This is a genomic window from Vibrio sp. SCP2, assembly GCF_059295395.1.
Genome location: NZ_JCAFVV010000003.1, coordinates 326,448 through 347,154 on the forward strand (window position 1 = coordinate 326,448; position 20,707 = coordinate 347,154).

The 20,707-nt window shown below is 45.4% G+C and carries 19 protein-coding genes and 1 tRNA gene; 12 read left to right on the forward strand and 8 right to left on the reverse strand.

Features of this window, described 5'->3' with window-relative positions:
- Positions 1 to 38 precede the first annotated feature (38 nt).
- From AC5O63_RS12620 to AC5O63_RS12640, 5 genes are all read left to right on the forward strand, one after another.
- Positions 39 to 713: a response regulator transcription factor gene (locus AC5O63_RS12620; RefSeq protein ID WP_239826125.1), complete on the forward strand. Its 675-nt coding sequence runs from the start codon at positions 39 to 41 to the stop codon at positions 711 to 713.
- On the forward strand, positions 713 to 1,975 hold the full coding sequence (locus tag AC5O63_RS12625; RefSeq protein WP_494505234.1) for a sensor histidine kinase: 1,263 nt from the start codon (positions 713 to 715) through the stop codon (positions 1,973 to 1,975). Before AC5O63_RS12620 ends, AC5O63_RS12625 begins: the two co-directional genes overlap by 1 nt.
- Positions 1,976 to 2,041: 66 nt before the next feature.
- Complete coding sequence (locus AC5O63_RS12630; RefSeq protein WP_494505235.1) at positions 2,042 to 2,953, forward strand: 1-aminocyclopropane-1-carboxylate deaminase/D-cysteine desulfhydrase; 912 nt, start codon at positions 2,042 to 2,044, stop codon at positions 2,951 to 2,953.
- Positions 2,950 to 3,264: a DUF1496 domain-containing protein gene (locus tag AC5O63_RS12635; RefSeq protein ID WP_004745816.1), complete on the forward strand. Its 315-nt coding sequence runs from the start codon at positions 2,950 to 2,952 to the stop codon at positions 3,262 to 3,264. Before AC5O63_RS12630 ends, AC5O63_RS12635 begins: the two co-directional genes overlap by 4 nt.
- Before the next feature lie 32 nt (positions 3,265 to 3,296).
- Entirely contained in the window at positions 3,297 to 3,704 is a 408-nt protein-coding gene (locus AC5O63_RS12640) for a PPC domain-containing DNA-binding protein (RefSeq protein WP_494505236.1), read from the forward strand.
- A gap of 51 nt (positions 3,705 to 3,755) precedes the next feature.
- Here AC5O63_RS12640 and AC5O63_RS12645 read toward each other — a convergent pair whose 3' ends face one another.
- Positions 3,756 to 5,636: a fructose-specific PTS transporter subunit EIIC gene (locus AC5O63_RS12645; RefSeq protein WP_494505237.1), complete on the reverse strand. Its 1,881-nt coding sequence runs from the start codon at positions 5,634 to 5,636 to the stop codon at positions 3,756 to 3,758.
- A 202-nt stretch (positions 5,637 to 5,838) separates the two neighbouring features.
- Between AC5O63_RS12645 and AC5O63_RS12650 the strand changes: the two genes are divergently transcribed.
- Both AC5O63_RS12650 and AC5O63_RS12655 read left to right on the forward strand, forming a co-directional pair.
- Positions 5,839 to 6,141 carry a PTS fructose transporter subunit IIB gene (locus AC5O63_RS12650; protein WP_171382138.1) on the forward strand — a complete coding sequence of 101 codons (303 nt, stop codon included), beginning with the start codon at positions 5,839 to 5,841 and terminating at the stop codon, positions 6,139 to 6,141.
- Positions 6,142 to 6,149: 8 nt separating this feature from the next.
- Positions 6,150 to 6,926, forward strand: a complete 777-nt coding sequence (locus AC5O63_RS12655; RefSeq protein ID WP_494505238.1) for a PTS sugar transporter subunit IIA — start codon at positions 6,150 to 6,152, stop codon at positions 6,924 to 6,926.
- A 3-nt stretch (positions 6,927 to 6,929) separates the two neighbouring features.
- On the opposite strand, the gene AC5O63_RS12660 is transcribed toward AC5O63_RS12655, so the two are convergent.
- Entirely contained in the window at positions 6,930 to 7,769 is an 840-nt protein-coding gene (locus AC5O63_RS12660) for a helix-turn-helix domain-containing protein (protein WP_004745822.1), read from the reverse strand.
- 367 nt (positions 7,770 to 8,136) lie between these two features.
- Between AC5O63_RS12660 and AC5O63_RS12665 the strand changes: the two genes are divergently transcribed.
- From AC5O63_RS12665 to AC5O63_RS12680, 4 genes are all read left to right on the forward strand, one after another.
- Complete coding sequence (locus tag AC5O63_RS12665; protein WP_494505239.1) at positions 8,137 to 10,038, forward strand: PTS fructose transporter subunit IIABC; 1,902 nt, start codon at positions 8,137 to 8,139, stop codon at positions 10,036 to 10,038.
- 179 nt (positions 10,039 to 10,217) lie between these two features.
- A complete protein-coding gene (gene manA / locus AC5O63_RS12670; RefSeq protein WP_494505319.1) occupies positions 10,218 to 11,381 on the forward strand; it encodes a mannose-6-phosphate isomerase, class I in 1,164 nt (387 codons plus the stop codon).
- 204 nt (positions 11,382 to 11,585) lie between these two features.
- Positions 11,586 to 12,026 carry a PTS sugar transporter subunit IIA gene (locus AC5O63_RS12675; protein WP_494505240.1) on the forward strand — a complete coding sequence of 147 codons (441 nt, stop codon included), beginning with the start codon at positions 11,586 to 11,588 and terminating at the stop codon, positions 12,024 to 12,026.
- Between the two features lie 12 nt (positions 12,027 to 12,038).
- On the forward strand, positions 12,039 to 13,436 hold the full coding sequence (locus tag AC5O63_RS12680) for a PTS fructose transporter subunit IIBC (protein ID WP_494505241.1): 1,398 nt from the start codon (positions 12,039 to 12,041) through the stop codon (positions 13,434 to 13,436).
- Positions 13,437 to 13,495: 59 nt separating this feature from the next.
- Here AC5O63_RS12680 and AC5O63_RS12685 read toward each other — a convergent pair.
- The 3 genes from AC5O63_RS12685 to AC5O63_RS12695 all read right to left on the reverse strand — a co-directional run bounded on the left by AC5O63_RS12685 (position 13,496) and on the right by AC5O63_RS12695 (position 16,840).
- Positions 13,496 to 13,583: transfer RNA gene (locus AC5O63_RS12685), tRNA-Ser, on the reverse strand.
- A gap of 145 nt (positions 13,584 to 13,728) precedes the next feature.
- Positions 13,729 to 14,178 (reverse strand): L-alanine exporter AlaE, encoded by a 450-nt coding sequence (locus AC5O63_RS12690; protein ID WP_069665959.1) that lies wholly within the window; start codon positions 14,176 to 14,178, stop codon positions 13,729 to 13,731.
- 223 nt (positions 14,179 to 14,401) lie between these two features.
- Positions 14,402 to 16,840, reverse strand: coding sequence for an ATP-binding protein (locus AC5O63_RS12695; protein WP_494505242.1), 2,439 nt, complete (start codon positions 16,838 to 16,840; stop codon positions 14,402 to 14,404).
- A gap of 127 nt (positions 16,841 to 16,967) precedes the next feature.
- On the opposite strand from AC5O63_RS12695, the gene AC5O63_RS12700 reads away from it, so the two are divergent.
- Positions 16,968 to 17,540: a UPF0149 family protein gene (locus tag AC5O63_RS12700; RefSeq protein WP_494505243.1), complete on the forward strand. Its 573-nt coding sequence runs from the start codon at positions 16,968 to 16,970 to the stop codon at positions 17,538 to 17,540.
- A gap of 61 nt (positions 17,541 to 17,601) precedes the next feature.
- On the opposite strand, the gene AC5O63_RS12705 is transcribed toward AC5O63_RS12700, so the two are convergent.
- The 3 genes from AC5O63_RS12705 to ybgF all read right to left on the reverse strand — a co-directional run bounded on the left by AC5O63_RS12705 (position 17,602) and on the right by ybgF (position 20,701).
- Positions 17,602 to 18,636, reverse strand: a complete 1,035-nt coding sequence (locus tag AC5O63_RS12705) for a potassium channel family protein (RefSeq protein ID WP_494505244.1) — start codon at positions 18,634 to 18,636, stop codon at positions 17,602 to 17,604.
- 101 nt (positions 18,637 to 18,737) lie between these two features.
- On the reverse strand, positions 18,738 to 19,799 hold the full coding sequence (gene nadA, locus AC5O63_RS12710) for a quinolinate synthase NadA (protein WP_004749750.1): 1,062 nt from the start codon (positions 19,797 to 19,799) through the stop codon (positions 18,738 to 18,740).
- A gap of 131 nt (positions 19,800 to 19,930) precedes the next feature.
- Complete coding sequence (gene ybgF, locus AC5O63_RS12715; RefSeq protein ID WP_004743340.1) at positions 19,931 to 20,701, reverse strand: tol-pal system protein YbgF; 771 nt, start codon at positions 20,699 to 20,701, stop codon at positions 19,931 to 19,933.
- Positions 20,702 to 20,707 lie beyond the last annotated feature (6 nt).

Below are 20,707 nucleotides of genomic sequence, written 5' to 3' on the forward strand. Positions count from 1 at the left end.
CATTGAGATCATAAAGCCCCATAAAATGAGAGTGTGCGATGAACAGAGTCTTACTGGTTGAAGATAACCGAGAGGTTGCGGGTATCTTGTTTGATTACTTCGAGTGTGAAGGAATGGAACTCGATTACGCAGACAACGGCGAACTAGGTCTACAACTGGCACTGGAAGGCACTTTTGACTTAATACTGCTCGACCTCATGCTGCCGAGAATGGACGGTCTGACCGTGTGCAACAAGCTAAGAGAAGCTGGCGTTAACACACCCGTACTAATGCTGACTGCGCTTGATAATCGTGACGATATGCTTAACGGCTTTCAACATGGCGCCGATGATTATCTGACTAAACCTTTTGATTTAGAGATCCTTGAAGCGCGCATCCACGCTTTGATTAAACGCTACAAGGGCCAAGTCGCTAGCTCCGTTTTGCAATTTGGCAGTTTGAAGATCGACCAGAAAACTCGCCAAGCTTATCGCCAAGACAAGCTATTGGCTTTAAACCCAACCACTTACACGATTTTAGAGATGCTCTGTCAGCGCGCCCCAGAGGTGGTGACTAGACAAGAGGTCTCCGAAAAGCTGTGGCAAGAAAGCGAACCTAACAACGATGTACTGCGTAGCCATATTTATCAGCTACGCAACCAACTCGATAAGCCTTTTCATGCGCCGATGTTAACCACTATCCCTAAAATTGGCTTTCGCTTAGAGGACATCTGATGCCACACGGTTTTCTCTCCAATACCCAAACGCTCACAGGAAGGCTTGCGGTATTCTTTACTGGTATGTCTTGCGTTATCGGGATTGTTACCTTTGTCATCTTCTACCTTGCGTTGCAATGGTCGGAGGATCGAGTAGGTGAACGCCGTATTCTTATTGACCGCGATAGTGCCGTTGAGCGCTTTCTAGCCGGAGAGCAAGGAAAAATCCGCCTCGACTCACTCACTGTTGCCTACAACGACGCGGATTTAGTCCCCCAAGAATATCGCAGTTATGTTGAAAACCACGAAACCTTTCTCGGAGAAGTAGGCTCTTTGCTTTCCCCTCACGGACATATGGTTTACAAAGGTTACTATTCAGATAATGGCGAGCAAAAAACCATCGTACTGCTCTCTTTGATCGACAAAGTTGAGTTTGGTAACGAGGAAATCCTTTATTCAGGCATTATCGTCATCAGCTTTGTTTCTCTGCTGATGTTTACGTTTGGCGCGCTGTTGTTTCGCCTTTCTAGGCGCTTGATTGAGCCCGTTAATGACATCACTAAACAGCTTAATGAGCTGTCAGGTGACACTACCAAAGCCTTTGAAATACATCATGAAGCAGCCGAAGAGTTCCAGCTACTGACGACCCACCTTAATCAATATCGTAATGAACTTAACCTTGCCTTAAAGCGCGAACAAGCTTTTGCTCGTTATGCTAGCCATGAACTAAGAACGCCGCTCACTGTGGTCAAAGGGGCAAACAAGCTCCTTACGCGTTCTAAACCGGATGAGTTTCAGCATCGACAGATCTCGCGTATCGAAGACGCGACGTTAGAGATGATTACTATGGTTGACGCTTTGCTCTCAATTGTACGCTACGAACGCAATGTCGACGATGCGCCGATGAGGAACATTGAGCATGAAGAGATCAATAACGTCGTCACGACCAACAAGGTACATGCTGCAGAGAAAGATCTCGACATCAATGTCAGCTTCTTTGCGCAGCCTAAGCTAAGAGCAACCCCCGCGGTTCTAAACATGGTGCTGGGTAACCTAGTCCGTAATGCGATTGCAGCCTCTGATCATGGAAGAATCGATATCGAAGTTTCATCCGAGCATATTAAGGTGATTGACGATGGTCCGGGGCTCATGGACTCCCCAGATTCAGAAGGACATGGACTTGGGTTGCTGATCGTCGACGACCTCTGTCGACGCTACCAATGGCACTTTGAACTGACCAATCATCAAAACCGCGGTTGTTGCGCCACTATAAAATTTTGATCTAGATTGATACTCATGGTCGGCAATCCGTTAAGATAGGCGGCCAAATTTTTACGATCAATTTTTATGAAGCTCGCCAATACGCCCATCACTCAGCACCAGTTTGCAGACATACCGTTTTTCCTAAAACGCGATGATCAACTGCACAGCCATTTTAGTGGTAATAAAGCACGCAAATTTATGGCTGTGCTTGAGCAAGATTATCCGAACATTAAAACGCTGATAAGCTACGGCAGCACTCAGTCGAACTCGCTTTACTCGTTGTCAGCGCTTGCTGCGATTAAAGGTTGGCAGCTAGAGTTTTATGTCGACCGCATCCCTCATTGGTTAGATGATAACCCACTTGGCAACTATCGAGGCGCATTAGAGTTAGGGGCTAAAATCCTCCCTACTGCTGAATACCACCTTCATCCGCTAGAGTATATCGAGCAGATTCGTCAGCCAGACAATTCTTGCCTATTTTTGCCTGAAGGGGGGCGTTCAAAGATTGCTAAACAAGGGGTTGAGCAACTCGCAAGTGAAATCCTCTCTTGGACAAGATATGAGTCCAATCACCAATTTGTTGTTGCACTGCCTGCTGGTACTGGGGCAACAGCCCTCTATCTACATAAGTTTCTAAAGCCCCACTCTATCCCCGTATTAACTTGTCCATGCGTGGGCGGAAAAGAGTACTTAATCAAACAATTTGAAGAGCTGGGCGAGAACGATTTTCCACAGATACTAGAGTTAGAAACAAAACATCATTTCGGTAAACTTTATCAACAAGATTATCGTATTTGGCAGCAATTACTTGATGAGACCGATATCGAGTTCGACCTTCTCTACGATCCTATGATGTGGCAGTGTCTACAATCATGGTATAAAGAGAATCAAGATAAGAGCATCATTTATGTTCATCAAGGAGGTTTGCTTGGTAATGAAAGCATGCTGCCGCGATACGAACGTAAATTTGGTCAACGCTTCGGAGAACAAAAATGAAGTCCTACATGATAGTACTAGTTGCTGCACTGGCTTTACCTGTGTCTGCCAATGTCATCTCAACTCCTGCTAAGCCGATCATCGGAATCAACGCCGGAGAAGTGGGCAAGCGCGTTTGTTACTACCAAGATAAAGCCTACTCTGATGGCGCTATCGTCCAAATCGATGAGTATTACATGATCTGCGCTGCTGCTAACGATTACGAACTCAATGGGGCATTAAAGTGGCACAGCATTGATCAATACCAAGCAGAACAATCCACCAGCAACGAGCAAAGTGGAAAACCAGTAAAAAGATACTCGGTAAACTAACCTCTTTCCTGATAACAATAGATAGGCACAGATTGATCACTCCAATAGCGGTTCGCCTCACCAAAGGCGATGACCTTAAGCAATGCATTCAACACTTGGTCACGGAACATAATATCAGTGCAGCTACCATCGCCTCTTGTGTAGGGTGCTTTACTCACCTGAAGATCCGCTTGGCTGGCGCAACGCAAACTCTCGAATTAAACGAGCCCTTAGAGATCGTCTCGGTAATGGGTACACTTACGCCCAATCATCAACATATCCACATCTCGGTTGCAAAACAAAGCGGAGAAGTTGTCGGTGGTCATTTGATGGAAGGTTGCCTGATCGATACCACTGCTGAACTCATTCTTCATAAATACCACAACCTGAGTTTTTCACGGCAACATGACGACAATACCGGCTTTACAGAGCTTGTGATTAGCCAGAGAAATTGCGAATAGAAAAAAGCTCCATCGAATGATGGAGCTTGGAGCATAAATAGTTCGGGGGAACTATTTGACTAAATTTCGTTTCGATTTGATCAACGCTGCCGCATTGTGCATGGCATCTTTGGTGCTGACATCGATAATCGCAATATTGCTAAACCTTTCTGGCTCTTTTATTGCCACGTCATGAGCGAAGATAACCAGTTTTGCTCGCGCGATATCTAGCTCGGTGATGCGGTTGTTAATGCCATCTGCGCCTTGGGTTTCTACTTTAATTTTTATGCCCATAGAATAGGCTGCTTTCTCTAATGATTTAGCCGCTAGAAACGTATGGGCAACACCGGAAGGACATGAAGTCACCGCAAGTACATCGGCTTCCCCCTCTGTTTGCACTGAAGAGTATGCGCGGCGAAACGAGTCATACTCTTCATCTTCTCGGACCGTTTTTTTCAATAGAATAACAATACACGCCGTCGTGAGTGCGCCCGCAACGGTTCCGACGATATAGCCCAACTTGCCATCGACAACTGGAAGTACGATCCAACCTCCCCAAGGGGCATGGTTGATGACATGAAACATAAAGCCCGTCACATTACCGACGATACCACCAGCAACAATGGCTGGTAGAACACGCGCAGGGTCGGCGGTCGCAAACGGAATCGCCCCTTCACTGATCCCAATCATGCCCATAATGCCAGCGGCCTTTCCGGCCTCACGTTCGTCACGCTTGAATTTATTGGGTGATATAAGCGTCGCTAAGGCTAAACCAAGAGGAGGCGTGCAAATTGCGATGCCAACGCCCCCCATAAGCCAAGGCTGGGTGTTAACTTGTGTTTGGGCAAAGAGCGTCGCCACCTTATTGACTGGCCCCCCCATGTCAAACGCGGTCATTGCACCAAGAACGGTTCCAAGCACCACTTTTCCTGAGCCTGCCATATCGGTCAACAGCAGGTTCAATGCGTTCATGGTTGCGGAAATCGGAGCGCCTATTAGCCACATCACTAACCCACAAGTGGCAAATGTCCCAGCGAGCGGGTAAATGAAGATGCTTCCTAACGAACTCATGCTCTCCGGCAGCTTAATCTGCTTGAGTAACAACACAAAGTAGCCGGCAAAAAAACCGACGACAATAGCACCGAGAAACCCGGTATTGTATTGATCAACCGCGACCCAAGAACCAATCATTCCCGGTGCCAGTCCTGGTTTATCGGCAATTGAATACGCGATGTATCCACCCAGTACCGCTGTAAAAAGCGTTAAACCCGCGATTCCCATGTGCGCCATATCAGCCAGAATGCCCTGCTCTGGTAGTGCGGCATGGCCTGTCATCATCACCGACAGTGAAAGGAGAACCCCACCCGCGACAATAAACGGGATCATATGAGAAGTGCCAAACAATAAATGCTCTTTCACGCGAGCTAAGTGCCTTTTGACAGGACTCATCGGCTCTAAGCATGCATCTTGCGTGAGATATTCATGATCCAAAAATGGCTCGGGTGTACTTTCAGTAATCAGCTGCAGCGCCGCCTCTACGCTTTGCGCTTGTTTCAGCTGATGGATAAACTCCTCTTCAATCAGCTTACTGGAAAGCTGCGCTAAAACCTCAATATGATGGTGGTCGTCTCCATCAGGGGAAGCGAGCATAAAGAAAACGTCCGAAAGCTCTCCATCCTCGGCGCCATAGTCAATCCCACTGCGGCTTACCCCTACCGCAACAGCGGGCTTAGCCACCGCGGAGCTTTTGGCGTGTGGAATCGCAATACCATCTTCAAAACCTGTATTACCAATTTCTTCGCGAGCCCATAAATCGGCAATAAATTGCGATTTGTCGGCAAGGTTTCCGGCAGCATCGAGTAGCTCCACCAACTCCTTGAGCGCTTCTTCTTTGGTGGTTGCTTTTAGGTCGAGACATATCGTCTCCGCCTGAACCAGGTTTGTAATATCCATTATTTCTTACCTTGCCTTACTCGCGCTCGACTATAGATTAGTCACCTAGCCTTGCCCAATATATAGGACTAAAACGGCTTTAACTGGATTATTGTAACACCCGAATAAAAGTGTGAAGCCCATCTTTCAATTTATCGCTTTGAACCAAGGCAATCTGCTGCTGCTATGCTAATATCCGCGAAAATAGCCACAGAGAATTACTATGAAAATCATTGCTGTCACTGCCTGTCCAACAGGTATTGCACACACCTATATGGCAGCAGATGCACTCAAGAAAGCTGCGCCAAAACATAACGTGCAAATTAAAGTTGAGACCCAAGGTGCAATGGGGATCGAAAATCAACTCACTCCCCATGATATTACTTGTGCCGACAAGGTATTAATTGTCTCGGATATAGAGATTGAGCAATCGAGCAGATTTGATGGGTTACCTTGTGTAAGAATCCCCATTGAAGACGTACTGATTAACGTTGACAAAGTATTTATCCTCCACTGCCGAGCATAATGCTGCTAATGACAGAGTATCAAATTACCTTTCTTGTTAATGACTCCGGTGCCAGTGCTCACGCCACTAAACCGCTGTGTAGCCTTGCGAAAAAGTTCAAAAGCAACATACGAATTATCAACATCACGCGCAATCGTAGTGCTGACCTCACTAAATCTGTTGCCTTACTGCAAGCGGGGTTGGTTGAAGGGGATTTGTGTCAGATTACCGCTTTTGGTATCGATGCCGAGCTCGCCTGCTTTGTACTCAAAGATGTCATCTCCGAGCACTATGCCTTAGTCGGATCCAATATTAATTATGAGTTTTCCAACCAGTTAGTTCAGCGCTTACCGCAGCTAAAAACGCCAAGTGCAGTCAATTGGTACTATGCCAAGGCTCATACAGAACTGTCCAAGTTTGAATGTTTAAAAGGGTTGGCTCAGCTTATCTACCCTCAATCTGCCGATGATCTGATCCTTGCCTTCATCAAAAGAGAAGAACGTTCGTCAACCTGCGTAACGTCAGGCATTGCCTTACCTCATGTGATGTTCGATAGCATCAATGAGATCAACATCGCCGTAATAAGCAGTGATACACCGATTGATTGGGCTTCTAAAGTGGGTCAAGTTCACTTGGCTATAGCACTGGTGATGCCTTCATCACCTACTCGCGATCAAATAATTACCGCAACCAATCTGACCAGAAACCTACTCTGCGGCCAATTTGCAGAACGTCTCTTAATGACAAAAAGCAGTATCGATCTTCAAGCACTGCTGATGTATTCCATGTCACGCTTAATTACATAACCGCTAGATTGATCCGCGATAGTCGGATGGGGTTCTTCCTGTGCGATTTTTGAATACTCGACAAAAGTAGTTCACATCCTTAAAGCCACACCTAACCGACACTTCATTAAGTTTAAAATTGTATTTCTTGAGCATGAATTTCGCTCGATCAATTCGAACCCAAGTGATGTAGTCTGCTAACGTCATATGCCCTTGCTGGCGAAACAATCGCGATAAGTGATTGGCAGAGATGCTAAATCGAGCAGCGATACTGTCTCGGGTAATCTGGCGGTGGAAATTCTCCTGAATGTAGATACAGATCCCCTGATACAGATCCTGAACTCGGTTATGAGACTTTTCTAATGGCGTGTCTAACATGGTTTTGCAGTATTGCAACAACGCCTGCAGCAGCAGCTCATCCATTGGCTTTTTGGCATTTTCTCGTGCAAGCGAACTCAGTGCCTCAAGAATGTTATCGAGTGCGAAGCCCGAACGCGTCTGAATACTGTGCTTTTGGATGTCGTAAAAGTTGGTTTCCCCTTTACGCTTGCTCACCAAACTTAAGCCCAATTGACGTCGGCCAAATAGGATACTCAATACCGAACAATTGGTATCCCAATCTGGCTTATTCCAGCAGTTCGGCGGAATAAAGATTGCGTCTCCTGCCTTCGCGATAACTTGAGTGACTTTACGCTCATGATCTTCCATTTCATTAATGTATTCCCCATCAAGCACCAACTCCAATCGAGGAAAATTAACCTGATAACTGCATTCCGGTGGCGTGTGAAAATCTCCAGCAAACCATATGTGATGAAAAGCTTCTCTCTCACCGAGTACCGAAGAAATTAAGTCATGAAATACCATTTGGATACTCTCAATAAGTCGCGCGTGTGCTACGCGCATAGGTATACCGCTAGTTGAGACTTTGCGCTATTGAGCAAAATCACAATTTAAGATTAATGGTACAAAAATCCAGCTATGGCAATAAATTTATAGTTATCCAACTTCTAATCGACGGAGTACACAAGCCAATTACCCATCATAAGCCATTGTTTTAAATGGGCTATACCTTCTCAATTCAGTGTTATACCTGACTCATCTGGCGATCTAAATCACACCTCGAAAATACAGTTACAATCTTCTAGTAAATGCATTTTTTCTTCACTACAGACTCTTTCTCACAGCTTCCAAAATACCCCTGATACAACAATAAAATTATTAGGGGTTCACAATGATCACCAAACTCATCAATGAGAATTTGATTGCGCTCGATCTTAAAGCGCAATCCAAAGAAGAGGTTTTTCACGAGCTAATCGAGGTACTTTATTCACAAGGTAGAATCACCGATAAGCAGCAGTTTCTCGCCGACATCAAGGCTCGCGAAGAGCTAGGCAATACAGGTTTTGAAGAAGGCGTCGCCCTCCCTCATGCCAAAAGTGCTGCAGTTATCGAACCCGCTGTCGTTATTGGCGTTCACCGTACAGGTATCGATTACGGCGCAGAAGATGGATTGCCATCGAAACTCTTTTTTATGATCGCCTCTCCAGATGGCGGCGACAATCATCACATCGAAGTGCTGGCAGAACTCTCTTCTAAGTTGATTGAAGAGGGCTTTATTGAACGTTTTTTAAACGCGACATCAAACCAACAAGCGTTAGAACTTCTGCTGCAAAAACAGACTCAAAACGAAGTAGTTAGCGATACCTCCAATGGCTTTGTTATCGGAGTGACTGGATGTCCGGCGGGCGTTGCACACACCTACTTAGCTGCAGAAGCTCTGGAGAAAGGAGCGGCCAAGTTAGGCTATGAAATCAAAGTCGAAACGAATGGATCTATCGGCGTAAAGAACAGCCCGACAGCAGAAGAGATTGCCCGAGCAGATGCCATTATTGTTGCCTGCGATAAACAGGTTGATATGGCGCGCTTTGCAGGGAAACGCGTTGTAAAAACCAATGTAAAGGCACCGATTAAAGATGCACCGGGCTTGATCACACAGGCACTAGATGCACCGACTTACCACGCTGACACTCAAACCAATGAATCTTCTGTCGCAGATAAAGCTTCTCAGGCTCGCTCTGACTTGTACCGCTTTTTGATGAATGGCGTGTCTCACATGATCCCATTTGTTGTCACTGGCGGCCTATTGATCGCGCTAGCGCTAGCAATAGGCGGTGAGCCAACTGAATCCGGTATGGCGATTCCTGCCGGCAGCATGTGGAACCAAATCCTAGAAGTGGGTGTGGTCGCCTTTACGTTAATGATCCCGATTCTTGCTGGCTATATCGCTTACGCCATTGCAGACCGCCCAGCTCTTGCTCCAGGTCTTATCGGTGGCTGGATTGCCAATAATGGCTCTTTCTATGGCGCAGAAGCTGGAACAGGATTCATCGGTGCGATTGTTGCTGGCTTACTTGTCGGCTACTTCGTTAAATGGGTTACCTCGATCAACTACCACAAGTTTATCCAACCACTTGTTCCTATCATGATCGCTCCCATCACTGGCTCGCTATTTATTGCTGGTTTATTCATCTTTGTTATTGGCGCGCCGATTGCCGGACTGATGGATAGCTTAACTGCCCTTCTGACCTCAATGAGCACAGGTAACGTGGTATTGCTTGGCATTGTATTAGGTGGCATGGCTGGCTTTGACATGGGCGGCCCATTCAACAAAGTCGCGTTCCTATTTTCTGTCGGCATGATTGCCAGTGGTCAAACTCAGTTTATGGGTGCAATGGCTTGTGCAATCCCTGTCGCGCCTCTTGGCATGGCATTGGCAACTGCTCTAGGCCGTAAATTCGAGCTGTTCGAATCTTCAGAAATTGAAGCAGGTAAAGCAGCTGGCGCGATGGGCTTAGTTGGTATCTCTGAAGGCGCGATTCCATTTGCAGCTCAAGATCCAATGTCGGTCATCCCGGCCAACGTTCTTGGCTCTATGGTCGCCGCTGTTATGGCGTTCTCTTTTGGCATCACCAACAGCGTCGCACACGGCGGTCCGGTCGTCGCGCTTCTTGGCGCAATGAACTACCCGCTTCTTGCGCTTGTGAGCATGGCGGCTGGTACTGCTGTCACCGCACTGACGTGTATCACGCTTAAAAAGCTACGCAAAGAAAAGCTGGTTACCGCAGCAGCTTAACCCTTCTCCTTTAACGCCAAGTGGCTTGAGCTCCTTCAAGCCACTCTTTCCCTATGGTGAATGCAATGCCAGAACTCACAACGTCTGTTGCCAGTGAACAGTACACTTCAACCACAGCGGTTCCTGCTTTTGACCAGACTGAAAATCTTGACTTAGAGCCGCGCCAAGCCTTCTTTCCAATGAAGAACGTGATTCAAAACTACGCTTGGGGCAGTAAAACGTCACTGAATCAGCTGTTTAGAATCAGCAACCCAGAATCTGCTCCGCAAGCAGAAATGTGGATGGGCGCTCACCCAAATGGCTGCTCGTTGGTTACCAGCCAAGGTATTTCAGTCAAGCTTTCTGAACTTATCGCCAATAACCCACAGCACTACCTCGGGGAACAAACCGCAAACACATTTGGCGAGCTACCGTATCTATTTAAGATCCTCGCGGCAGAGCAAGCGCTATCAATACAAGTCCACCCGAGCAAAGCCCAAGCAGAATCTGGTTATGCCAAAGAGCAAAAGCTAGGGGTACCATTGACTGCGAGCCATCGTAATTACAAAGATCCCAACCATAAACCAGAATTGGTATACGCCCTTACCCAATACCAAGCGATGAATGGCTTTAGACCAATCGAAGAGATCATAGAGAACTTCACCCAGTTAGCCATTCCAGAGCTTAATTGGTTACTTGAAGCGTTCATCGAAGAGCCAAATTCGCACGGATTGGCGAGCTTCTTCTCTGGGATACTTTCCTTACAAGGTGAACAAAAAGAGATGGCACTCATCATGTTGATGGTCAAAGCCAAGCTCTCTATAGAACCTGTGTATGCGCTTATTACCGAATTGGAAAAACAGTACCCGAACGATGTTGGGCTATTTGCACCCTTGATGCTTAACGTCATTAACTTACAACCAGGAGAGGCGATGTATCTAGACGCGCAGACGCCTCACGCGTATTTGCATGGTACTGGGCTAGAGATCATGGCGAATTCTGACAATGTACTTCGAGCAGGACTCACACCTAAGCATATCGATATAGAAGAGCTTGTTTCGTGTACTCAGTTTGTCTCAAAACCAAAGAGTAGCCTGAAACTAGCGCCCTCAATTGAGGCAGGAATTGAAAGCTTTGCGGTGCCTGTTGATGACTTTAAGTTTGCGATCCTTCATAACTCTGACAACCGTCACCTAACAGCGACCAGCGCTGAGATTCTACTACCACTCGACAAACCGATGACCTTAACGCATAGCAATGGAGAAACATGCCAAATAGCTATTGGCGACTCGGTGTTTGTTGCGGCGAATACAGGCAATTACACGCTCTCCTGCCAAGGACGAGTAGCACGAGCATACAGCTAAATTAATCCAATCACTTTATTGAGCCTCACCATCGTGAGGCTTTTTTCTATCTGGAGAAATAGGCATGTATCGAAATAATAATGACGCTAATCACACTTAAATTTAGCCGATACAAAAGTATAGCTATAGCCTTATTTTTGCTATTTCGACGATATCAGCAATGGATTAATTTTAACTCATCGAAAAGCATTCGTGAGTTTAGAAATGATTACACAATTAACTAATGTCAATTTAATAAAAAAACAATTATCCGCGACAAATAAACAACAAGTATTCGAAGAACTTGCTCAATTACTGACAGACAACCAGCGCATTAATAATCTCGATAACTTCCTAGAAGATATCAAAGCTCGCGAAGCACTTAGCGTCACATCTATGGATGGCATCGCCTACCCTCACGCGAAAAGCAGCGCTGTGTTGGAGCCTGCCATTGCTGTTGGCATCAAACCGACTGGCATTGATTACGATGACGAAGACGGTATTAACCCGACCCTATTTTTTATGATTGCCTCACCAGATAATGGTGCTGACCATCATATCTACGTTCTTCAAGAGCTATTTGGCAAGTTCAGCGAAGAATTTATAGAAAATATTATAAAAGCAAAAGATGAACATCAGATCTTAGATATTTTAATTAATTCATAAGGTAAATTAGATATGAGTACAATAACCGCTCAAGCTGCTAATAGTAGCGATCTTAAAAAAAACCTCAGTACCCTAAAGCAACACCTTCTATTTGGTACCTCACATATGTTGCCATTTATTGTCGCGGGTGGTGTCTTGCTCGCACTGGCAGTAATGGCATCAGGTAAAGGGGCAGTCCCAGCAGAGGGCTTACTCGCTGATATTTCCAACATCGGCATTAAAGGTCTAGTCCTGTTCCCAATTATTCTCGGTGGTTTCATTGGTTATTCTATTGCTGATAAACCAGCGCTTGCGCCTGCGATGATCTCTTCTGGCATCATGGCGGATATGGGCGGCGGTTTCTTAGGCTGTATTGTCGCGGGTTTTATCGCAGGTGGTGTGGTTTTCCAACTGAAGAAAATCCCTCTTTCTGCCAATATGACCGCGTTAGGTGCCTACTTTATCTATCCTCTTATCGGCACATTAATCTCTGCGGGTATTGTTCTTTGGGGCATTGGTGAGCCAATCAAGATCTTTATGGCATCAATGAACGAGTTCTTGGCCTCAATGGCGGGCGCTTCTAAAGTGGTACTTGGTACCATTCTAGGCGGTATGACGGCGTTTGATATGGGCGGTCCAATCAACAAAGTAGCGACCTTATTTGCACAAACACAAGTTGATACTCAACCATGGCTGATGGGCGGCGTTGGTATTGCTATTTGTACGCCTCCGCTAGGCATGGCGCTCGCCACTTTCCTATTCAAAAAGAAATTCACTAAACAAGAGCAAGAAGCGGGCAAAGCTGCAGCAATCATGGGCTCTATCGGTATCTCTGAAGGGGCTATCCCATTCGCTGCCAACGACCCAATGCGCGTACTTCCTTCTATCGTGGCTGGCGGTATCGTGGGCTGTGTATTTGGATTCTTAACCGATGTTCTACTGCACGCACCTTGGGGCGGTTTAATCACAGCACCTGTATCAAGCAACATCCCAATGTATGTGGTGGGCATTGCTCTTGGTTCATTAACAACGGCTTTAATTGTCGGGTTCTGGAAACCAGTAGCGGAAGAGTCTGAAGACGAAATCGAACAAGAAGCACCAGCGCAAACTCAAGCGGCTCCAGTAGCAGGCGAAGGCGAGTACGATATTGTTGCAGTCACTTGCTGCCCATCCGGTGTTGCACATACCTTTATGGCAGCCAAGGCACTAGAAAAAGCAGGCGCTGCGGCTGGAATTAAAATTAAGGTAGAAACTCAAGGTCAAAACGGCATTCAGAACCGCATTACAGACCTAGACGTTGCTAACGCTAAACTGGTTATCTTAGCTCACGATATCCAAGTAAAAGATGCCCATCGTTTTGCCAACGCTAACGTGGTGGAATGTTCAACCAAAGAAGCAATGAAGAAAGCGAGCGAACTTATTCAAAACTAGATGCTTTGTAAAAATCAGAAACGAAAAAGCCCCAGCATTTCTGCTGGGGCTTTAGAATGTGGCGGTGAGTGAGAGATTCGAACTCTCGATACGTTGCCGTATACACACTTTCCAGGCGTGCTCCTTCAGCCACTCGGACAACTCACCGAATCAAATTGTGGTTGGTTTCGTTAACCAACGAGGCGCTAATTTAATGATTCTATTAGGTTAGGTCAAGTCTAATCCCTAAAAAAAACGCACCATTGAGACTGTTTGGTTACTAACTGGCTAATTCGATCATGAATCAGTCAGTTTAGGCTTCTTGATAGTAGCCAGGAACGCGGAACCACTTACGGCACATATCTAGGAAGTAGCCGTACAAAACACCCATTCCGCATGAAACAACTGCATTAGAGGTTACGGCAGTAATAATCTGATCAGTTGATGCCCCAACAACCAATAGAATTGCTGCATACACCGGAGACTGGAACAGTACATAAGCTAAAAGATCAGAGATGTTTTTCATAACGCCAGTGTCAGATAAGCGAGCGCCTTGGCGTAATACGTAGTCACGGAACAAACCGTATGGCCACGCAATGGCGATGTTAACTGGGATTGAAAGCGTTCGTGAAGCTAGCGATTGCTCGAAAGTCATACCGGATACAAAAATTTCAATGAACATTCCGGAAATAAAACAAAACACAACCATTGCAAACGTATCAGCAGCAGCGTTACGAATACAGAAAGGCCCACGAGACTTCATCATTACCTCAACACAAATAACTAGAAATAAAACCAAAAAGCAAAACTAAAAACCAGTCAAACAACAACCAACCAGTCAATATCGCTATTAGAACATTATTTTTTCAGTTTTAGATTTCAAAGTTATTTAACAAAGGTAAATAAACAACCAATTTTCGTAGTAAAACTAGATTAAGTCGCTACCATTTCGCGTAAAGGTTATTATTTAAGCAAAATTTCGTAATTTAGTTACAGTAATCTTTTACTTGTACAGCGAGGAGATCCAACTCTTCTTGCTGAGGGAATTCCCCTGCAATCAATCTAGACTCAATGTTAAATAAATTATCGTCTAGTATCGGAACCTGAATACCATCAAGGCTTTGCTTTATCTCGGCGAACTTACTTTTAGCATGAGGTAAGTCTTCGTTTTCTATCGCCATAAAGAACATCATCAACGGCTCTTCCAGTTCAATTTTGATCTCACTAGAGTTAGCAGAGCTATTTAGAAGGTGGGGCTGAAACTGATACAGCTTGTCAGAATAAGTGATTAACGCATCATCCAACTCGGTTTCATCTATCGGTTTCGAAATTATGTAATCAACGCCAGCGCCAAGCATTCGCTCTCTGGTATCTTTAAACACATCAGCAGTACAACCAAAGATCAACATATTGGATCTTTCGTCAGCCAAACTACGAATCGCTGTTGTGGCTTCGACACCATCCATCACTGGCATGTGGTTATCCATTAAAACAAGGTCAAATTCACCTTGTGCAATCGCCTCAACGCCAAGCTCTCCATTTTCGACACACTCACAAGAGAAGCCTTTGTTGGTCATAAACGTATTTAGGATAATCGCATTGGTGCGGTTATCTTCAACGATCAAGACTCTTAGACCGTTATAGTTGAGCTTTCTTAGCTCGCGGTATTCCGCAAAAGCCGGTTGGCTAATTTCAGTACGAATGGCGGCCTCAAAGCTAGATCCAATCCCGAGCTCACTTTTTACCGTGACGGTGCCACCCATTAGCTCACATAGCTGTTTTACAATTGCAAGGCCTAAGCCAGTTCCGCCGAAACGACGAGTTGTAGAAGACTCAGCCTGTTCAAATGGCTTAAATATTTTGTTTTGGGCGTCACGAGCAATCCCTATACCAGTATCTCGCACACGAATAAGCAGGAAGTTTTCGCCATCTCGAATCTCTTCTTTAAAGTACACTTCCACATAGCCTCGCGAGGTGAACTTGACGGCATTATTAAGTAGGTTAAACAGAATCTGCCTTAGTCGCGCTTTGTCACATAGATACCAACGTTCATGGGGAACTTCAGAATAAACTTTGAATTGCAGCCCTTTCTCGGAGCAGAGAGTAAAGTAAACACTGTTAATACTGCCGATGATCGACTCTAGTGGGAATGGGGAGAACTCTAGCTCTAAATGCCCTTGCTCTACTTTCGAGAAGTCGAGAATCTCGTTAAGCAAGGTCATCATGTGTTCGCCCGATTCATACAGTGTTTTAAGATGCTTTCTTTGCTCTTCACTTAACTCGGTTTTTAAGAGTATTTGCGCGGTTCCGAGCACCCCATTCATTGGAGTGCGGATCTCGTGAGATAAAGTGGCAAGGAAAGCACTTTTTGCTTTCGTCGAGGCCTGAGCTTTCACTTTCTCTTCTTCAAGATAAACCGTTTTTTCATTCAGGGAATCGATAAGGTACTTGATTTCATCTTGGCTGTTGTAATCAATCTCAATTGCCCCTCCCTCTTTAGACTCATCGAGATTACGTGCAATCACCACAATCGGAGAAATCAGAAAGCGGTTAATCAGAAAATAACCGAGCATGACACAAGCAAGCATGATCGGGACGATAACTGCTTCGACTTTAGAAACCAGATCGTACACCTGCTCGGCAACCAATCGCTTCGCATTAACAACGTCGACGCTCCAATTAAAATCACCAAATCCGTTTTGGCTAATATAGATATCTTTAGCGAGTTGGAAGTTGTGCTCTGTGATGACATCTCCATAACCGTCACGAAGAATCACCCCTAGGTCATACTCTTCAGCGTGTAGGCGAACAAACGCAACCAAAGTTTCTAGTGAGATATCAATAGTTGCTACGCCGGCAAAGTTACCGTCAATGTAATAAGGGGATGAAGCAGTAATCATTTGCACATGAGTAAAAGGATCGATATACACGGGAGACCAAGACACAGTCCCGCTTGGCTTTTTCACAACAGAGGTATACCAAGACTCTTTATCATACCCACCTGATTCTGGATTGTTCCAAGATTGCACTTGATCCACTCTTCCGTCACTGGCGCGGTTAAAAAACAAACTTTGATAGGGAATTTGTTTATCGATGGAATAAGGAATAGGCCATAGACCGCCACTGACTGCTACGCCTTCCACCAGCGAAAAGAGGTTAAATAACAGCGTTGCTTGGTGTTCTTGAGTTTCATGGTTACTACCAATGCTGACCACCGCTTGTAGTATACCGAGTGAGCTATTGAGCGGCTCTTCGATCTGAGCAGAAATAAGTTCCGTTCTAAGGTCGAGGTTTCTCTCAAGTTGAGCTCTTGTCGGTGGCTCTACGACTAAATAGCTTACCGTACCGATAAGGGCGACTGCCATAGCTAGATAAATAGCTAAAGCAAAAATGCTCTTCCTTTTTAGCGATGAACGAATATCCATAAATCTTTGAATTTTGACCGTTTATAAAAAATTATAGCGAATATATCGATGCAGCAACCTTTTTCTCACTTCTGTTGGCTGTTACCATTGCGATATCACAACTCACTATTGAATTAGGACGTCTATTTTGACCCTACAAGAACTTCTGTCTTTACCTGAACTTGAAGGTAAGTTGATTGGTGAAGCCAAAACTCATGGTTTTGTTACCGCTATGGCTGCCGCGCCTCACACGTTGACTCCCCACGAATGGCTACCATTCCTTTGGGGCGGTGAAGAAGTTGCCCCTTTTAGTGACGGTGAGCAGTTAGAAACATACATTGAGCATATCATTGCCATTTGGAACGAATCACGCCCTGCCCTACTTGAAAATCGTTGGCAATGGCCAGAAGGCTGCGCTCTAGATGAAGAAGAAATCGTGACAGAAGCAACGCGTGACTTCTGTGAAGGTATTCTTCAAGGTTGGCAGCTTGCGCGTGACGATTGGGAAACCATCATGCCAGAAGATAGCGAAGACAACGCCTTACTCGGTGGTGTGCTGCTTTCTGTAAGCATGCTTTATGATCCAGAAACGTCAATCGCGACTCTTGCTGAACAAGGTATTGAAGGCCTTGAGCAGTTTGAAGAAATCTTCAACGCAATGCCAACTATGCTGTGTGGCTTGACGATGCGTGGCTCAATGCTGGTAGAACAAGATCAATAAAACAAAAAATCGCAGCTTATCAGGCTGCGATTTTTTCTATACTCTGTAGACCTTAATTTTCTTACTCAACTCTTCGCCAATCGAAATCTTCAATACGTTCATCGGCAATGTAAAAGATCTTCGCCCCTGGCAGTATCTCTTTCTCAAGCTCTGGATTGAGTTCAATCCCTTGTCCTACATCCAATGCGATCAGCGTCGCCTGGTAGTCACGTTTCATAAACTGAAAAGCATCTTCCACTTTTATTATTTTCTGCTCACTTGGATAAGTCGTCGAATATTGAGTCATGCCACGGGTTGAAGCCAATAACTCTTGATGTAGAGCGCTTGAACCTGGGTCTACCGCAGCTTTAGCAAGCATCTCTGCTCCTACTGCCGGAATACACTCAGCATTTGGGCAATGCTGGCTTAGAAGGTTACTGAGAGCCTCATCTTTAAAGTAAGCGAGCAGGTGAGCATTTGGGTTGATGTTGGCACTATATAGCGCAGCTGACAAAGTAATGTCGTCTTCTAGGTTATCCACCACAATACAACTGGCTCTTTCAATTGCGGCTTTCTCCATCTCTTGCGAGTCGGTATAGCTGTTCACTTTTACGAAACCAATTTCGCCAGGAAGCGGGTTTTCAATATCTGAACGACTGCATAGTACAATTGGACGTTTGCCCTCTTCTTCATGCTGTAACATGCGAATCAAATGCATGGTACGTTGCCCATTCCAACCTAAAAGTACGATATGATTTTCCACACCAATTCTCCGCTTTCCTAAAATACCTGCGCGCCAATACTCGACCATCCCCGCTGCAAGTCTACCAATCAAAGCCGCAAAAAGGGACAAGCCCCCAGGGATGACAAACAAGATAACGACCCACTTTCCCATTGAAGTTTCGGGCGAGTGATCACCGTAGCCGACAGTTGAAGCCGTCACCATTAAGAAATAGAGAAAAGTTGAGGGGTCATCGGTAAGCGCGTGCTCACTACTCATTCTCAGTAGAATCCAAGAGGCAGCAATATAGATAACCAACAGCAAAACTAAGTTACGATTACTAAGATTAAATATATTTGAGTTCAACCACTTTCTAAATGTTAGCCAAATAGACATAGTGCTCCTTCACTTAATTGCTTAAGGGTATTTAAGCCTAAGTGCTAAAACAAAAAAACCAGCCAATAAGGCTGGTCTTGATAACTGTGACAAATATCCGCTTAAGCGTTGCCTTTTACCTGCATGTTTAGCTGCTCAGCAAAATCTAGCATGCGGTTCAACGGGATAAGCGATTTAACACGTAGCTCTTCATCAACAAAGATTTCGTGCTCTTCACCACCGTCACGTAGGGCAGCTTCAATCGCTTTTAGCCCGTTCATTGCCATCCAAGGACAGTGTGCACAGCTACGACAAGTTGCACCTGCACCTGCGGTTGGCGCTTCAATCAGCTCTTTCTCTGGAACAAGCTGCTGCATTTTAAAGAAGATGCCTTTATCGGTCGCAACAATCATTTTCTGCTGTGGAAGCTCTTTTGCAGCTTTAATTAGCTGGCTTGTAGAGCCGACAGCATCCGCTAACTCAACAACGCTAGCAGGTGACTCTGGGTGAACAAGGATAGCTGCATCTGGGTATAAACCTTTCATCTTACGCAGGGCATCAGCGGAAAACTCATCATGAACCACACACTCGCCTTGCCATAGCAGCATGTCTGCGCCAGTTTGGTTAGCAATGTACGAACCTAGGTGGCGGTCAGGGCCCCAAATGATTGGCGTATCTTCAGAGTCTAGGTGCTCAACAATTTCTAAAGCGATACTCGATGTTACAACCCAGTCAGCACGTGCTTTTACCGCTGCTGAGGTGTTTGCGTACACAACGACTTTGTGGTCCGGGTGAGCATCACAAAACTCAGAAAACTTGTCAGCAGGACAACCAAGATCTAGAGAACACTCGGCCTCTAGCGTTGGCATAAGAATACGTTTTTCAGGTGTCAGTATCTTAGCTGACTCACCCATAAAGCGCACACCACCGATGATCAGTGTGCTGGCTGGGTGGCGGTTACCAAACTTTGCCATTTCAAGTGAATCACCGACAAAACCGCCAGTTTCTTCTGCCAAAGCTTGGATCTCAGGATCTGTGTAATAGTGAGCAATCAATACCGCGTCTTTTTCTTTAAGCAACACTTTGATGTTGGCAATGTGTGCTTGTTTTTCTTCTTCTGTTAGCGGGATTGGTTTTGGTGGGAATGGGTAAACTGTCTCAATTGTATCTAATATGTGGCTCATTGCTTTTGCGCTACGCTACTTCCAGTAATCCGAGTATTGTAACCTTAACGCTATTGCAGATTCCAGCGTCGACACAAAGGAAAACAAAAAAGGAGCGCTTTGCACTCCTCTTTAATACCAATTAAGAACGGTTAAAGACGCTCTTTTGCCAACTTAGCTGACGCACTATTTGGATACTCATCAACCACTTGCTGATAGTACTTCGTCGCTTGTGCTTGGTTATTGTTGCGAGCGGCGATATCACCAAGTTTCACTAAAGCATCGGCACGCTTGTTGGATTCTTTATAAGTGATCACTGCTGCAAAACTCTTCACGGCTTCTTTATCTTGCTTCTTGGCAAAATAAAGTTGGCCTAGCCAATAATGCGAGTTTGGCGTGAAGCTTGAGTCCGGGAAGTCTTTCTGGAACTGCTGGAATGCAGCAATTGCACCCGTATAGTCACGCTTCTTAAGAATTAAGTCTACCGAGTTCTGATACGCAGTCTGCTCATCTACATTGGAACTAAAGGTCCCACCTGCAGGTTTCGCGGAGTCTTCCGGTGTCGTTTGAGCAACAGGCGTTGATGCTTGGCTACGAACCTTATCTAACTCAATGAAGAGCTCTCTTTGACGCTGCAACATCTGTTGCATGTCATAAGTGCTTTTTTCTAACTGACCGCGAAGCTCACTGATTTCAAGAGCCATGTCATCGAGCTGTTGCTGCATTTGCAACTGGACGCGATTGCGGTTTTCCAATAGGCGCTCTAAGCGCTGAACATCAGTTTCGTTACCACGAACTGACGATGAAGAAGTGGCAGTATTGCTACCGCTTAGATCGGATACTGGAGCTGGTGCAGCGAGTACACTACTCGCTGCACTTGCCAGTAACGTAAGCGTAACAACGCGCTTAAGGTTACTGAACATGAGGCA

What these genes read in the sequence shown, in the direction of transcription:
- AC5O63_RS12680 (WP_494505241.1), top strand. Translation starts at nt 12,039, where the DNA reads ATGAGTACAATAACCGCTCAAGCTGCTAATAGTAGCGATCTTAAAAAA.
- AC5O63_RS12655 (WP_494505238.1), top strand. Translation starts at nt 6,150, where the DNA reads ATGACAGAGTATCAAATTACCTTTCTTGTTAATGACTCCGGTGCCAGT.
- AC5O63_RS12675 (WP_494505240.1), top strand. Translation starts at nt 11,586, where the DNA reads ATGATTACACAATTAACTAATGTCAATTTAATAAAAAAACAATTATCC.
- AC5O63_RS12645 (WP_494505237.1), bottom strand. Translation starts at nt 5,636, where the DNA reads ATGGATATTACAAACCTGGTTCAGGCGGAGACGATATGTCTCGACCTA.
- ybgF (WP_004743340.1), bottom strand. Translation starts at nt 20,701, where the DNA reads ATGTTCAGTAACCTTAAGCGCGTTGTTACGCTTACGTTACTGGCAAGT.
- AC5O63_RS12650 (WP_171382138.1), top strand. Translation starts at nt 5,839, where the DNA reads ATGAAAATCATTGCTGTCACTGCCTGTCCAACAGGTATTGCACACACC.
- AC5O63_RS12695 (WP_494505242.1), bottom strand. Translation starts at nt 16,840, where the DNA reads ATGGATATTCGTTCATCGCTAAAAAGGAAGAGCATTTTTGCTTTAGCT.
- AC5O63_RS12665 (WP_494505239.1), top strand. Translation starts at nt 8,137, where the DNA reads ATGATCACCAAACTCATCAATGAGAATTTGATTGCGCTCGATCTTAAA.
- AC5O63_RS12660 (WP_004745822.1), bottom strand. Translation starts at nt 7,769, where the DNA reads ATGGTATTTCATGACTTAATTTCTTCGGTACTCGGTGAGAGAGAAGCT.
- manA (WP_494505319.1), top strand. Translation starts at nt 10,218, where the DNA reads ATGAAGAACGTGATTCAAAACTACGCTTGGGGCAGTAAAACGTCACTG.
- nadA (WP_004749750.1), bottom strand. Translation starts at nt 19,799, where the DNA reads ATGAGCCACATATTAGATACAATTGAGACAGTTTACCCATTCCCACCA.
- AC5O63_RS12705 (WP_494505244.1), bottom strand. Translation starts at nt 18,636, where the DNA reads ATGTCTATTTGGCTAACATTTAGAAAGTGGTTGAACTCAAATATATTT.
- AC5O63_RS12620 (WP_239826125.1), top strand. Translation starts at nt 39, where the DNA reads ATGAACAGAGTCTTACTGGTTGAAGATAACCGAGAGGTTGCGGGTATC.
- AC5O63_RS12630 (WP_494505235.1), top strand. Translation starts at nt 2,042, where the DNA reads ATGAAGCTCGCCAATACGCCCATCACTCAGCACCAGTTTGCAGACATA.
- AC5O63_RS12625 (WP_494505234.1), top strand. Translation starts at nt 713, where the DNA reads ATGCCACACGGTTTTCTCTCCAATACCCAAACGCTCACAGGAAGGCTT.
- AC5O63_RS12690 (WP_069665959.1), bottom strand. Translation starts at nt 14,178, where the DNA reads ATGAAGTCTCGTGGGCCTTTCTGTATTCGTAACGCTGCTGCTGATACG.
- AC5O63_RS12635 (WP_004745816.1), top strand. Translation starts at nt 2,950, where the DNA reads ATGAAGTCCTACATGATAGTACTAGTTGCTGCACTGGCTTTACCTGTG.